This window comes from Mycolicibacterium neworleansense, assembly GCF_001245615.1.
GTDB classification, from domain to species: domain Bacteria; phylum Actinomycetota; class Actinomycetes; order Mycobacteriales; family Mycobacteriaceae; genus Mycobacterium; species Mycobacterium neworleansense.
Window position 1 is genome coordinate 796339 of the sequence record NZ_CWKH01000002.1, and the last position, 12875, is coordinate 809213.

Annotated in this window: 10 protein-coding genes and 1 pseudogene; 6 read left to right on the top strand and 5 right to left on the bottom strand. The window is 67.9% G+C overall.

Translation table 11 applies throughout. From position 1 onward, the window contains the following. The first annotated feature begins 129 nt into the window (after nucleotides 1-129). Nucleotides 130-2988, top strand: coding sequence for an MMPL family transporter (locus tag BN2156_RS19450; RefSeq protein WP_090516604.1), 2859 nt, complete (start codon nucleotides 130-132; stop codon nucleotides 2986-2988). Nucleotides 2989-3404: 416 nt separating this feature from the next. After that, a pseudogene (locus BN2156_RS19455) lies at nucleotides 3405-3863 on the top strand (XRE family transcriptional regulator); the annotation flags it as partial. A gap of 40 nt (nucleotides 3864-3903) precedes the next feature. On the opposite strand, the gene BN2156_RS19460 reads toward BN2156_RS19455, so the two are convergent. Then, on the bottom strand, nucleotides 3904-4593 hold the full coding sequence (locus BN2156_RS19460; protein ID WP_090516605.1) for a hypothetical protein: 690 nt from the start codon (nucleotides 4591-4593) through the stop codon (nucleotides 3904-3906). After that, a complete protein-coding gene (locus BN2156_RS19465; protein ID WP_090517503.1) occupies nucleotides 4590-5189 on the bottom strand; it encodes a hypothetical protein in 600 nt (199 codons plus the stop codon). Before BN2156_RS19465 ends, BN2156_RS19460 begins: the two co-directional genes overlap by 4 nt. Nucleotides 5190-5254: 65 nt before the next feature. Between BN2156_RS19465 and BN2156_RS19470 the strand changes: the two genes are divergently transcribed. Further along, nucleotides 5255-7243, top strand: coding sequence for a M13 family metallopeptidase (locus BN2156_RS19470; protein ID WP_090516606.1), 1989 nt, complete (start codon nucleotides 5255-5257; stop codon nucleotides 7241-7243). A gap of 57 nt (nucleotides 7244-7300) precedes the next feature. Here BN2156_RS19470 and BN2156_RS19475 read toward each other — a convergent pair whose 3' ends face one another. Both BN2156_RS19475 and BN2156_RS19480 read right to left on the bottom strand, forming a co-directional pair. Next, nucleotides 7301-8320 carry a L,D-transpeptidase gene (locus tag BN2156_RS19475; protein WP_090516607.1) on the bottom strand — a complete coding sequence of 340 codons (1020 nt, stop codon included), beginning with the start codon at nucleotides 8318-8320 and terminating at the stop codon, nucleotides 7301-7303. A gap of 142 nt (nucleotides 8321-8462) precedes the next feature. Beyond that, complete coding sequence (locus tag BN2156_RS19480; RefSeq protein ID WP_090516608.1) at nucleotides 8463-9704, bottom strand: MFS transporter; 1242 nt, start codon at nucleotides 9702-9704, stop codon at nucleotides 8463-8465. Nucleotides 9705-9839: 135 nt separating this feature from the next. Between BN2156_RS19480 and BN2156_RS19485 the strand changes: the two genes are divergently transcribed. After that, a complete protein-coding gene (locus BN2156_RS19485) occupies nucleotides 9840-10139 on the top strand; it encodes a thiamine-binding protein (RefSeq protein WP_090516609.1) in 300 nt (99 codons plus the stop codon). Here BN2156_RS19485 and ricR read toward each other — a convergent pair. Further along, a complete protein-coding gene (gene ricR / locus BN2156_RS19490; RefSeq protein WP_044514570.1) occupies nucleotides 10136-10441 on the bottom strand; it encodes a copper-sensing transcriptional repressor RicR in 306 nt (101 codons plus the stop codon). The two genes, BN2156_RS19485 and ricR, sit on opposite strands and share 4 nt — an antisense overlap. Before the next feature lie 98 nt (nucleotides 10442-10539). Between ricR and BN2156_RS19495 the strand changes: the two genes are divergently transcribed. Both BN2156_RS19495 and ilvD read left to right on the top strand, forming a co-directional pair. Next, nucleotides 10540-10968, top strand: a complete 429-nt coding sequence (locus BN2156_RS19495) for a hypothetical protein (protein ID WP_090516610.1) — start codon at nucleotides 10540-10542, stop codon at nucleotides 10966-10968. Between the two features lie 67 nt (nucleotides 10969-11035). Continuing rightward, nucleotides 11036-12736, top strand: coding sequence for a dihydroxy-acid dehydratase (gene ilvD / locus BN2156_RS19500; protein WP_090516611.1), 1701 nt, complete (start codon nucleotides 11036-11038; stop codon nucleotides 12734-12736). Nucleotides 12737-12875: the final 139 nt, after the last annotated feature.

Below are 12875 nucleotides of genomic sequence, written 5' to 3' on the forward strand. Positions count from 1 at the left end.
CAGCGTGATCTCAGAACTGCAAGAGAGCGAGCCACATTACACCGGTGGAGGTACGCTCTCGCTGGTACGAGCCAGGACACGCCCAGCCAGGTTGGGGGGAGAAAGCGGGGAAGTCGCATCCAGCAGTTCATGATGCGCTTGAGCAGCTATCTGCGCAGATTCCGCTGGGCGGTTTTCGCGACATGGTTGTTGCTTCTGGTGCCCTCGATCTACCTCGCGATCAACCAGTCGTCCAATCTCACCGGCGGCGGTTTCGACGTCGAAGGTTCACAGTCGCTCCACGTCCAGCGACAGCTCGAGGAACATTTCCCGGATCAGGGCGCGTCCCCGCTTGCCCTGATCGCCTCGCCCCGCGCGGATGCCTCGTTCCAGGACATGAACGCCGCGGTGGCCACGCTGGAGAAGATCGCCGGCGAGGTGCCCAGCGTCAAGATCGTGCCGAATCCGCAACAGCCGGCGCCGCAACCGGACCGGCCGTACGTGATCACGCTGCAACTGGACTTCAACAACACCGGCGCGGTGGATGTGGCCAAGCAGCTGCGCCAGAAGGTCGGTGTGCACGGCGAGGAGCCGGGCGAGAGCGAGAACGGCAAGGTCAAGTTCTACGTCATCGGGCAGGGCGCACTCGGTGCCGCCGCCACCCAGGCCACCAAGCACGACATCGCCGCGGCCGAGAAGTGGAACATGCCGATCGTCCTGATCGTGCTGCTTGCGGTGTTCGGCTCACTGGCCGCCGCGGCGCTGCCGCTGGTGCTCGGCATCTGCACGGTCGTGGTGACCATGGGCCTGGTCTATCTGCTGTCGATGTACACCCAGATGAGCGTGTTCGTCACGTCGACGGTGTCGATGTTCGGCATCGCACTGGCCATCGACTACTCGCTGTTCATCCTGATGCGCTACCGCGAGGAGTTGCGCGCAGGCCGTGACCCGGCCGACGCGGCCGACGCCGCGATGGCCACCTCCGGCCTGGCGGTGGCCCTGTCCGGACTCACCGTCATCGCCTCGGTCACCGGCATCTACATCATCAACACCCCGGTGCTGGTGTCGATGGCCACCGGCGCGATCCTGGCCGTCGCGGTCGCGGTGCTCACCTCCACCACCCTGACCCCGGCCGTGCTGGCAACGTTCGGCCAGGCCGCCGCCAAGCGTTCGTCGTACCTGCACTGGTCCCGGCGCGCCGAGGCGAGTCAGTCGCGGTTCTGGACCCGGTGGACAGGTGCGGTGATGCGCCGTCCGTGGGCCTCGGCCGTGGGCGCGACGATCCTGTTGTTGGTCCTGGCCGCGCCGGCGTTCGGCATGGTGCTGGGCAACAGCATGCAGCGCCAGTTCGAGCCCACCCACGAGATCCGCGGCGGGGTCAACGCGGCCGCCGACGCGCTGGGCCCCGGAGCGCTCGGCCCCGTGCGGGTGCTGGTGACGTTCCCCGACGGCGCCGCTGACAGTGCCAAGGGCACCGCCACGCTCGACGCGGTGCGCCAGGAGATGACCCGCGCGCCCCAGGTGCAGACCGTGCAGCCGCCGGTGTTCGCCGACAACAACACCAGTGCGCTGTTGTCGGCCGTGCTGGCGGTGGACCCCGAGGACATGGCCGCCCGCGAGTCGATCGACTGGATGCGCGACAAGCTGCCGCAGGCCGCGGGCTCGAACGCACGCGTCGACGTGGGTGGTCCGACCGCGCTGATCAAGGACTTCGACGACCGGGTCTCCAGTACCCAGCCGCTGGTGTTCCTGTTCGTCGCCTTGATCGCCTTCGTGATGCTGCTGGTGTCGATCCGATCGGTGTTCCTGGCCCTCAAGGGCGTGCTGATGACCGTGCTGTCGGTCGCCGCGGCTTACGGCAGCCTGGTGGTCGTCTTCCAGTGGGGCTGGTTCGAGGGGCTGGGTTTCGAGAAGATCAGCTCGCTCGACAGCACCGTGCCGCCGCTCGTCCTGGCGATGACCTTCGGTCTGTCGATGGACTACGAGATCTTTCTGCTCACCCGGATTCGGGAACGGTTCCTGCAGACCAACAGCACCCGGGACGCGGTTGCCTACGGGGTGAGCACGAGCGCGCGCACCATCACCAGCGCCGCGCTGATCATGATCGCGGTGTTCATCGGTTTCGCTTTTGCCGGTATGCCGCTGGTGGCGCAGCTCGGTGTGGCGTGCGCGGTGGCCATCGCGGTCGACGCGACGGTGGTCCGGCTGATCCTGGTGCCGGCCCTGATGGCCATGTTCGACGAATGGAACTGGTGGCTGCCGCACTGGCTGGATCGCCTGCTGCCCGAAGTCGATTTCGAGAAGCCGTTGCCCAAGGTCGAGGTCACCGATCTGGTGATCATCCCCGACGACATCTCCGCGCTGGGTCCGAGCGGATCAGACCTCCGCATGATGGTGCGCACGGCCGCACGGATGAAAACCCTTGCCCCGCAAACGATCATCGTGACCGACCCGTTGGCGTTCAGCGGTTGCAGCAAACCGTCCTCTCGGCTGGCGGCGCGACGGCCCGGTGGCCCGAAACGGTGCCCCGGCGTGCACCCGGTGACGATGTGGCGGGGCAGGCTCTCGGTCGCGGTGGACGCGCTGGAGACCGAGGCCGACGCGCAGCTCACCCAGATGGAGCGACTCGGCCCGGTGGAGACCACGAATGTGCAACTGCCGACCGGTGATCGGCTGCAGATCCCGACCGGTGCCGAAACGCTGCGGCTGAAAAGTTATCTGATCATGTGCCGTAACAGCACCAAAGACTTTGAGGAGTTTGCTGAACTCGTCGATTCGGTCGAAACCGAGACGGCAGCTCTGGTGTTGTCGGGCATGGACCGGTATTACTGTGGGCAGAACCCGAAGAGCAGGTGGGTGGCCACGCAGCTGGTGCGCCGGCTGGCCGACCCGCAACCGTCCGATGAACACGATTTCGTGATGTCGGACCCGGATGCGGCTGCCGAATGGGAGAAGGTCAGGCAGCGCTGCCTGTCGGTTGCGGTAGCAATGCTGGAGGAGGCGAAGTGACGTTGGCCCCCGACGTCCGGGATCCGAGGGATGCGCGGATGGCGCGCCGCGACGAGGTTCAGCCGGTCCAATCGTCAACCCGGCGTCCCCCGAGTCAGCGCACCCAAGTTCCCCAGGCGCAACGCACCTCGGCTCAGCGGACCGCGACCCCACGCGCCGCTGCGACCCAGCGGACGTCGACCACACCGCGCGCGGCCACCCCGCGAACCACGACCCCGCGCACTTCGGCGCAACGCAGTTCCGCACAACGCCCCCAGAACGCGCCCACCCAGGTACAACGGACACAGGAGCATCGCGCTTCTGGGCAGGACACCAAGGCACAGCGCACACAGGGGCAAAGCACGCAGACACCACGCACACCGGTACAGCGCTCGCAGCAGCCGGCACCGCCGCGACAGTCACGTCCGGCGAAGGCCGCACCGCCGCAGCGTCAACCCGCATTCGACGAGCGGCCGGTCGAGTATTGGCCGACCGCGGCGATCCGTGCGGCGTTGGAGACCGACGACATGGCGGTCTGGCAGCGCATCGTCGCCGCCATCAAGCGTGACCCGTACGGCCGGACCGCCCGGCAGGTCGAGGAAGTGCTGCAGACCGCCCGCCCCTACGGGGTCTCGAAGGCGCTCTCGGAAGTGCTGGTACGCACGCGTGAGCACCTGGAGGCCACCGAGCGTGCCGAGGTGGCCCGCCAGATCCAGGCCATGCTGCGCCGCTCCGAACTGCAGGCACCCGAGTTCGCTTCGCGCGTCGGCGTATCCAACGAGTCGTTCGCCGACTATCTGGAAGGCACCACCAGCCCGCCGGCCTCGCTCCTGCTGCGCATGCAACGGCTCTCGGACCGGTTCGCCAAGCTGTCCGCGCAGCGTTCCGCGAAATAGTCCGGGTCTCCTACCCCCTCGCCTGACGCGCTGAGCGCGCCTAGCGCGAGTGCAGCGGGGTGACGTTGTCGACGAGCCAGCGGCCGTCGGTCTTGCTCAGGGCGACCCGCAGTGCCATCACCGCGTTGTCGGTCGGCTTGCCCGGCGCGCTCTGTGTCCCGCGCAGCACCACGGCCACACTGGCCACCTGCGGACCCAGCGCCTCCACCCCGGCCGAGATCGTGGCGGCGGTCGCCGACACGTTCTTGCTGGTCAATTCCTTTGCCACATTGGCGAATTCGTTCTTGAACTGCTCGGCCTGCTGCGGCGACATCATCGCGGTGGCGCGGTCGATCGAGGCCGTCGGGCTCTGCGGGCTGAACGTGGCGGTGGCCTCCGAGACGCTGCTGGCGATGCGCACCACCTCGTCACGGTCGTTGTTGAAGGTGCGGTCGGGCACGGTCCAGCGCAGGTAACCCACCGTCACCGCGGCCACCACGGCGGCGGCGGCCACGCCGGCCACCGCGAGCCGCAGCCCCGGGGCATCGTCGTCGGTGCCCAGCGTCACGCCGTCGCGACGGGCCAGCACGACGTTGACGATCACGCCCTGCACGATCAGCAGGCACAGCACCGAACACAATGAGACCCACCACAGCGGCCAGGACAACGCCAACCCGATGTAGAGCAGAGCGGCGATCGCGGCCAGCGGGGCGGCGATGTCGAACGCCAGGACGCGCAACCGGTTTCTCATCGGATCGGCTCCAATCGCGAGACCATCAGGGTGCCGTCGACGTCGGAGACGTCCAGCCGCAGGGTCCAGCGCACGGTCTGAGGTTTGTCGGTGCCGGCGTTCTCGCTGACCGAGGTGGCCACCACGAGCACGGTGTCGGTGCGCGAGACCATCCCGGCCAGGTCGGTCTTGGGTGCGGGCAGCGGGCGACCGTCCGGGCCCGGCGGCGGGTGGTACAGCGATTCGATGGACACCGAGTCGATCTGGCCGGTGGTGCGGGCCTGCAGCCGCTGCACCAGGTCGCGGTAGGGCGCCACGGCGGCGTCGAAGTCGGCGTTGAGCTGACCGACGGTGCCCTCGCGCAGCTTCTGCATACCGGTCTCGACGGTGTCCTTGTTGATGTTGATCAGGACATTGGTCCAGTCGGCGGCTGTCCGCAGCACCCGGGTCTGATAGGCGCGCTCGTCGGTCTCGCTGCGGTGTCCGTTCCACACCATGGTGGCCAGGATCACCGCGACGACGGCGATCAGGCCTGCGACCGCCGAGGCGAAGCCGAAGCCGGTGATAACGCCATTGGGGTGATCCGCTGTGCTGTCCTTGCTCGGCGCCTCGGGCATGGCCGTGAGGGTACCGGCAGCGAAACTCGCCCAGCGCACCCGCGGCCTTCTGGAAGAATGTCGGGGTGACGGTAGAAGCGATCAAGTCGGGTATCGACCTGAGCCATGTCGACCCGCAGGCCCGCCCACAAGATGACCTGTTCGGCCATGTCAACGGCCGCTGGTTGACCGACTACGAGATTCCGGCCGACCGTGCCACCGACGGCGCCTTCCGGCTGCTGCACGACCGCGCCGAGGAGCAGATCCGCGATCTGATCACTCAGGCCAGTGAAAAGGCTGCAGCCTCCGGGTCCACGTCGCCTTCCGACGAGCAGCGCATCGGCGATCTGTACGCCAGCTTCATGGACGAGGAGGGCATCGCCTCGCGCGGCCTGGCGCCGCTGCTGGCCGAGCTCGCCCTGATCGACGGCGCTGCCGACAGTGACGCGCTCGCCACGGTGCTGGGCGGCCTGGAGCGCACCGGGGTGTCCGGCGGGGCCGGGGTGTACGTCGACACCGATTCCAAGGACTCGACGCGGTACCTGCTGCACATGAGCCAGTCCGGCCTCGGTCTGCCCGACGAGTCCTACTACCGCGACGAGCAGCACGCCGAGATCCTGGCCGCCTACCCCGGCCATATCGCCCGCATGTTCGGTCTCGTGTACGGCGGTGACCAGGCGGAGACGGCGGCGCGGATCGTGGCGCTGGAATCCAAGCTGGCCGCTGCGCACTGGGACGTGGTCAAGCGCCGCGACGCGGACCTGACCTACAACCTGCGCCGGTTCGCCGACCTGTCCGGCGACGCTCCGGGATTCGACTGGACCGGCTGGCTGGGCGCGCTCGGCACCACGCCCGAGAAGGTATCCGAGCTGGTGCTGCGTCAGCCCGACTACATCTCGGCGTTCGCCGCGCTGTGGGCGAGCGAGGACCTGGAGGACTGGAAGGCCTGGACCCGCTGGCGTGTCATCCATTCGCGGGCCGGGCTGCTGACCGATGACCTGGTGGCCGAGAACTTCGACTTCTACGGCCGCACGCTGAGCGGCACCGAGCAGAACCGCGACCGCTGGAAGCGGGGCGTCTCGCTGGTGGAGGGCCTGATGGGCGATGCCCTGGGCAAGCTCTACGTCGAGCGGCATTTCCCGCCGGAGGCCAAGGCCCGGATGGACGAGTTGGTGGCCAACCTGCGCGAGGCCTACCGGGTCAGCATCAACGAGCTGGACTGGATGACCCCGGAGACCCGGGCCAAGGCCCTGGTGAAGCTCGACAAGTTCACACCCAAGATCGGCTATCCGGCCCGCTGGCGCGACTACTCGGCCCTGGTGGTCGAGCGTGACGACCTGTACGGCAACTACCGCCGGGGTCACGTCGTGAACTCCGACCGCGAGCTGGCCAAGCTGGGCGGGCCCGTGGACCGAGACGAGTGGTTCATGACGCCGCAGACGGTCAATGCCTACTACAACCCGGGGATGAACGAAATCGTCTTTCCCGCAGCCATTTTGCAGCCGCCGTTCTTCGACGCCGAGGCTGACGACGCGGCCAACTACGGCGGTATCGGCGCGGTGATCGGACACGAGATCGGCCACGGTTTCGACGACCAGGGCGCCAAGTACGACGGCGACGGCAACCTGGTCGACTGGTGGACCGACGCCGACCGAGCCGAATTCGGAGTCCGCACAAAGGCTTTGATCGATCAGTACGAGAGGTTCACCCCTCGCGGGCTGGACGGCTCCCACCACGTGAACGGCGCGTTCACTGTCGGCGAGAACATCGGTGACCTCGGCGGGCTGTCCATCGCCCTGCTGGCCTATCAGCTGTCGCTGAAGGGCCAGGAGGCGCCGGTGATCGACGGACTCACCGGCGTTCAGCGCGTCTACTTCGGCTGGGCACAGGTGTGGCGGACCAAATCCCGTGATGCCGAGGCGATCCGGCGCCTGGCGGTGGATCCCCACTCACCGCCGGAATTCCGCTGCAACGGCGTCATCCGCAACATCGACTCCTTCTACGAGGCGTTCGAGGTGGCCGACACCGACGAGCTGTACCTGGAACCGGCTCTGCGCGTGCGCATCTGGAACTAGCCCGGATACGACAAAACCCCTGCCTTCGGGCAGGGGTTTTGTCGTATCGAGGTTGTCTTAGAACATCTGCCAGTCGGACGCACCGTCCGGCGTGTTGTACCAGCCACCACCGGTGTTCTTGATCACCACCGGGTCGCCGCTGCCGAAGTTGTCGTAGAACCACTTGGCGTTCTCGGCGCTGAGGTTGATGCAACCGTGACTCACGTTGCGCTTGCCCTGGTCGCCAACCGACCACGGCGCGCTGTGCACGAACACGCCGCTGTTGTCGATGCGGACGGCGTCCTTCACCTTGAGCTTGTAGCCCTCCTTGGAGTCCACGGGAACGCCGTAGGTGGACGAATCCATGACGATGTCGGGGAACTTCTCCAGCACGTAGTAAGTGCCGTTCTTGGTCTCATGCTTGCCGTCGGGCTTGCCCATCGACACCGGGAAGGTCTTCTCCAGCTTCCCGTTGCGCATGATCTCCATCTGGTGAGCCTTGTCATCGACCGTGGCCACCAGGTAGTCGCCCACCCGGAAGCTGGACTTGGTGCCGGCCGCGTCGATGTTCACCACGGTGTTGGACGGCCAGAAGTCCTGCGGCCGCCAGCGCAGCTGGGTGTCGGTGACCCAGTAGAAGCGGCCCGCCACCGGCGGGTTGGAGGTGATCCGGATGGCGTCCTGGGCCATCTGCCGGTTGGCGATCGGCCGCTGGAAGTTGATGTAGATGGGCTTGGCCACACCCACCATCGACCCGTTGACCGGGTTGAACGACGGCGGCAGGAACGGCGCCTCGCCGGTGAAGGGCTCGGAGTTCTGCCCGGGTGCGTTGCCTTCGGTGAACGGGACGGTCGGGGAGCCGTAGTTGATGATCGGCGCGGGTGTCGTCGGAGCGCCCGGATCGGCGGCGGCCGGAGCCGCCGGGTCGGCCGGCAGCGGGGGGATGTACGCGCCCGGCGGGGGGCCCGGGACGACGGGGTCGACGGGTGCCGGCGGCACCTCGGGGTCCGCGTAGGCGGATGGGCTGAGCACCATTGCACCGACCACTCCGGCGGCCATGAATGCGGTGATCAGTCGATGCTTTGCCGATTTCGGCATGAGTTACCTCCAGACAGCACAACTCGCTCCAGTGTCTCACAACGCAACCACCAGCTACTGCCGCGAGAGCGTGTCATTCCCCGACAGCGACCGATACGACGGCGCTGAACTGCGGTGTTTATCGACTGTGAGCGTGCTCGCGTTACTTTTCGGTGGCAGGGCAGGAAACTGCGAATACGCCGCGAGACAACGCAACGCCGCCCATCGCCACGATGATCAGGGCCGCGGCGGCGCTGACGGTCGGTGCCGCACCGCCGTAGTCGTAGATCGCGCCGCCGAGCAGCGCGCCGCCCATGATGCCGACCTGGAAGGCCGCGACGTAGCGACCCGAGGCGCCGTCGGGATCGTCCGGAGCGGTGCGCATCGCCGACGCCTGCAACATCGGCGGCAAGGCCGTGGACGTCGCGCCCCAGACCACCACCGCCACCGCCCCGAGCACCACCGCGGCCACTCCGGACCACGATGCGACGGCCAGCACCGACAGGGCCAGCAGCGCGGCGGCCAGCACGGCCAGACAGCTCAGGACCGAGGCCTTGGGCCACAGGTCCAGGGGCCGGGCCATGGCGGCCATCCCGGCCAGACCGGCGACGCCGTAGGCGGCCAGCAGCCAGGCCAGGTGCGGCCCGTGGATCCCGACCACGTCCCGGATGATGACGACGATGAAGGTGTAGGCGATGAAGTGCCCGGTGACCCCGATCAGGGTGAGCACCGACAGGGTGACCAGACGGCCGTTGCGCCGGTGCGCGCGTGGCGCCGCGGAAGCCTTGGCAGTACCCGGAGCGAGCGGCGGCAGCATGGCCCACGCGGCAACGGCCACGACGGCCGCGGCCCCGGCGATGACCGTCACGGCGGTCCGCCAGCCCCACATCTCGCTGAGCGCCGCGGCGAGTGGATTGCCCACCACCAGGGCCAGGCCCGTGCCCACATAGACCGCGGCGGTGGCCCGGCCGGCGTGGCTGGCCGGAACCAGGCGGGCACCGATCGGCGCGATCACCGACCACATCAGCCCGTGGGCCAGCGCGCACAGCACCCGGCCGCCGGCCAGCACCGCGAAGTTCGGGGCCAGCGCCGAGATCACCTGGGACACCGTCAGGCACACCAGTGTCGCGACCAGGGTCCGGCGTCGCGGCCAGCGCGCCGTCAACCGCACCAGGGCGACCGTGGTCAGCGCGGCGACCAGGGCATAGCTGGCCATCAGCGTGGCGACCAGGCCCTCGCTGACGTCAAGGTCGGTGGCAATCGCCGGAAGCGCACCGACCGGCAGCATCTCGGCGGTGACGTAGACGAACGCCGCCGCCGCGAGTACGGCGAGTTGCGTGGCAACGCGCGGTGTCCACGGGTTGGTGTGGGCGGGGAGTGATTCGCCGGTGACGCTGAAGGTCATGCTGGAATGCCACGGTAGTGCCATAACGTTGCCGTGCGTGGTTGCCGACCCGAGAGGATGCGCAATGGTTGCAGTGCGGGCATTCCGACGCTCTGACCGCCACAGCGTTACAAACGCGAGCGCACAATCGTTTCTGTGATTGTCGCGTTCAGCATCAGCCCGACGGGCGGGGATGAAACCGGAAGTGTCAGCGCCGCGGTCGCCGAGGCGGTGCGGGTGGTGCGGGCTTCGGGTCTGCCCAACGAGACCAACGCCATGTTCACCAATATCGAAGGTGAATGGGATGAGGTGATGGCCGTGGTGAAACTGGCCGTCGACGCGGTGGCCGCGGTGTCCTCACGTGTCAGCCTGGTGTTGAAAGCCGACATCCGGCCCGGCTACACCGGGCAGCTCACCGCGAAGGTCGAGCGGATCGAACAGGCGCTGGGCGACTAGGAGCGGACCAGGCGGGCGATGGCCGCCGACGCCTCGGCCAGCTTGGCCTCGGCCTGATCGCCGCCTTCGGATACCGCCTGTGTCACGCAGTGCCCGAGGTGCTCGTCGAGCAGGCCGAGAGCAACGGACTGCAGCGCACTGTTGACGGCGCTGATCTGGGTGAGGACGTCGATGCAGTACTTGTCCTCGTCGATCATCTTGGCGATGCCCCTGACCTGGCCTTCGATCCGGCGCAGCCGTTTGGCGTAGTTCTCCTTCTGCGCCGAGTAGCCATGTGCACCCGAGTTGTCAGCCGCGTCCATGCCTCAAGTATACGGGTACCCCACCGGGGTATGCATATCGTTTTGGCCGGGCGAAATGGTGCCGACCATCCACCGCCGGGGCCGATACGCTCGATGCGATGTCACAGCCTCCCTGGCCTGGCCCTCCGGGCTATCCGCCGCCGGGCTATCCGCCACCGGCGAACGCCGCAGCCCGCTCCGGGCTCGGCACGACGGTCACCGTTGCCACCGTCGTGCTCGCGGTCATGCTCTGGATCGTCGCGGTCCTCGGTGCCGCCGCCGGCGCGTGGCTGTCGTTGTTCTTCGCCATGTCGACAGACACCTGCCATGCGACCTGCGGCCCGACCCCCTACGACGACCAGGTCTACCCGACGACCTTCGGCTGGATCGGCGGCGGGCTGGCCGTCGGCCTGATCGGAAGCATCGTCATGGTCTTCTTCACCCGGCGCTGGCTGTGGATCTGGCCCGTGGTGTCGATTGTGTGCACCCTGGTGGGTTTCCTCAGCGGACTCGACCTGACCGTCAAGTCCACCGAGTGGACCGGCTGACCTATGCCCCCTACCAGTATCGATAAGAATTTGGGCGGCTAACTAACCCGGGGGCATACTTACCTGCATGTCTTCCGACCAGCCCGATATCAAGCCCCGCAGCCGTGACGTCACCGACGGCCTGGAGAAGGCCGCTGCCCGCGGAATGCTCCGCGCGGTAGGCATGGGGGACGAGGACTGGGTCAAGCCGCAGATCGGCGTCGGGTCGTCGTGGAACGAGATCACGCCCTGCAACATGTCGCTGCAGCGCCTGGCCCAGGACGTCAAGGCCGGCGTGCACGAGGCCGGCGGCTACCCGCTGGAGTTCGGCACCATCTCGGTGTCCGACGGCATCTCGATGGGCCACGAGGGCATGCACTTCTCGCTGGTCTCGCGTGAGGTGATCGCCGACAGCGTCGAGACCGTGGTGCAGGCCGAGCGCCTGGACGGCACCGTGCTGCTGGCCGGCTGCGACAAGTCCATCCCCGGCATGCTGATGGCCGCGGCCCGCCTGGACCTGGCCAGCGTCTTCTTCTACAACGGGTCGATCATGCCCGGCGTCGCCAAGCTGACCGACGGCACCGAGAAGGAAGTCACGATCATCGACGCCTTCGAGGCGGTCGGCGCCTGCGTGCGCGGGCTGATGTCGCGTGAGGACGTCGACATCATCGAGCGAGCGATCTGTCCGGGTGAGGGCGCCTGTGGCGGCATGTACACCGCCAACACCATGGCGTCGGCGGCCGAGGCACTCGGGATGTCGTTGCCGGGCAGCGCATCTCCGGTGGCCGTGGACAAGCGGCGCGGCGAGTACGCCCGCAAGTCGGGCGAGGCCGTCGTGGAGATGCTGCGCCGCGGCATCACCGCCCGCGACATCCTCACCAAGGAGGCCTTCGAGAACGCCATCGCCGTGGTGATGGCGTTCGGTGGGTCCACCAACGCGGTGCTGCACCTGCTGGCGATCGCCCGTGAGGCCGAGGTCGAGCTGACGCTGGCCGACTTCACCCGGATCGGCAACAAGGTGCCGCACCTGGCCGACGTGAAGCCCTTCGGCCGCCACGTCATGAAGGACGTCGACGAGATCGGCGGCGTCCCGGTGGTCATGCGCGCGCTGCTGGATGCCGGTCTGCTGCACGGTGATTGCCTCACCGTCACCGGCAAGACCATGGCCGAGAACCTCGCCCACATCGCGCCGCCCGACCCGGACGGCAAGGTGCTGCGCGCGATGAACAACCCGATCCACCCGACGGGCGGCATCACCATCCTGCACGGCTCGCTGGCTCCCGAAGGCGCCGTCGTGAAGTCGGCCGGCTTCGAGTCCGACGTTTTCGAAGGCACCGCAAGGGTTTTCGAGCGCGAGCGGGCGGCACTGGATGCGCTGGAGGACGGCACCATCACGCACGGCGACGTCGTCGTCATCCGTTACGAGGGCCCCAAGGGCGGCCCGGGCATGCGCGAGATGCTGGCCATCACCGGCGCCATCAAGGGTGCCGGGCTGGGCAAGGACGTGCTGCTCATGACCGACGGCCGCTTCTCTGGCGGGACGACGGGTCTGTGCGTCGGGCACATCGCCCCCGAGGCGGTCGACGGCGGGCCGATCGCGTTCGTCCGCGACGGTGACCGCATCCGTCTCGACGTCGCCAACGGCACGCTCGACGTGCTGGTCGACGAGGCCGAGTTCGAGGCGCGCAAGGCCGGTTTCGAACCGCTGCCGCCGCGGTACAAGACCGGCGTGCTGGCCAAGTACACCAAGCTGGTCCAGTCGGCCGCCGTCGGCGCTGTCTGCACGTAGTTCCTCCGTTCCCCTGCACCGCGAGCGTGCGTGTTTGTCGGCCGACACACCGCAAAACGTCGACATTCCACGCACTCTCGCGGAGCGGTAGAGTGACGTCGGGCGTGCAGGAACGCCCGACGTCCGCTCGAAGGGGCTC

Excerpts from the sequence above, each read along its gene's own strand:
- BN2156_RS19450 (WP_090516604.1), top strand. The coding sequence starts at position 130 with ATGATGCGCTTGAGCAGCTATCTGCGCAGATTCCGCTGGGCGGTTTTC.
- BN2156_RS19460 (WP_090516605.1), bottom strand. The coding sequence starts at position 4,593 with ATGAGAAACCGGTTGCGCGTCCTGGCGTTCGACATCGCCGCCCCGCTG.
- BN2156_RS19465 (WP_090517503.1), bottom strand. The coding sequence starts at position 5,189 with ATGCCCGAGGCGCCGAGCAAGGACAGCACAGCGGATCACCCCAATGGC.
- BN2156_RS19475 (WP_090516607.1), bottom strand. The coding sequence starts at position 8,320 with ATGCCGAAATCGGCAAAGCATCGACTGATCACCGCATTCATGGCCGCC.
- BN2156_RS19480 (WP_090516608.1), bottom strand. The coding sequence starts at position 9,704 with ATGACCTTCAGCGTCACCGGCGAATCACTCCCCGCCCACACCAACCCG.
- ricR (WP_044514570.1), bottom strand. The coding sequence starts at position 10,441 with ATGGACGCGGCTGACAACTCGGGTGCACATGGCTACTCGGCGCAGAAG.
- BN2156_RS19495 (WP_090516610.1), top strand. The coding sequence starts at position 10,540 with ATGTCACAGCCTCCCTGGCCTGGCCCTCCGGGCTATCCGCCGCCGGGC.
- ilvD (WP_090516611.1), top strand. The coding sequence starts at position 11,036 with ATGTCTTCCGACCAGCCCGATATCAAGCCCCGCAGCCGTGACGTCACC.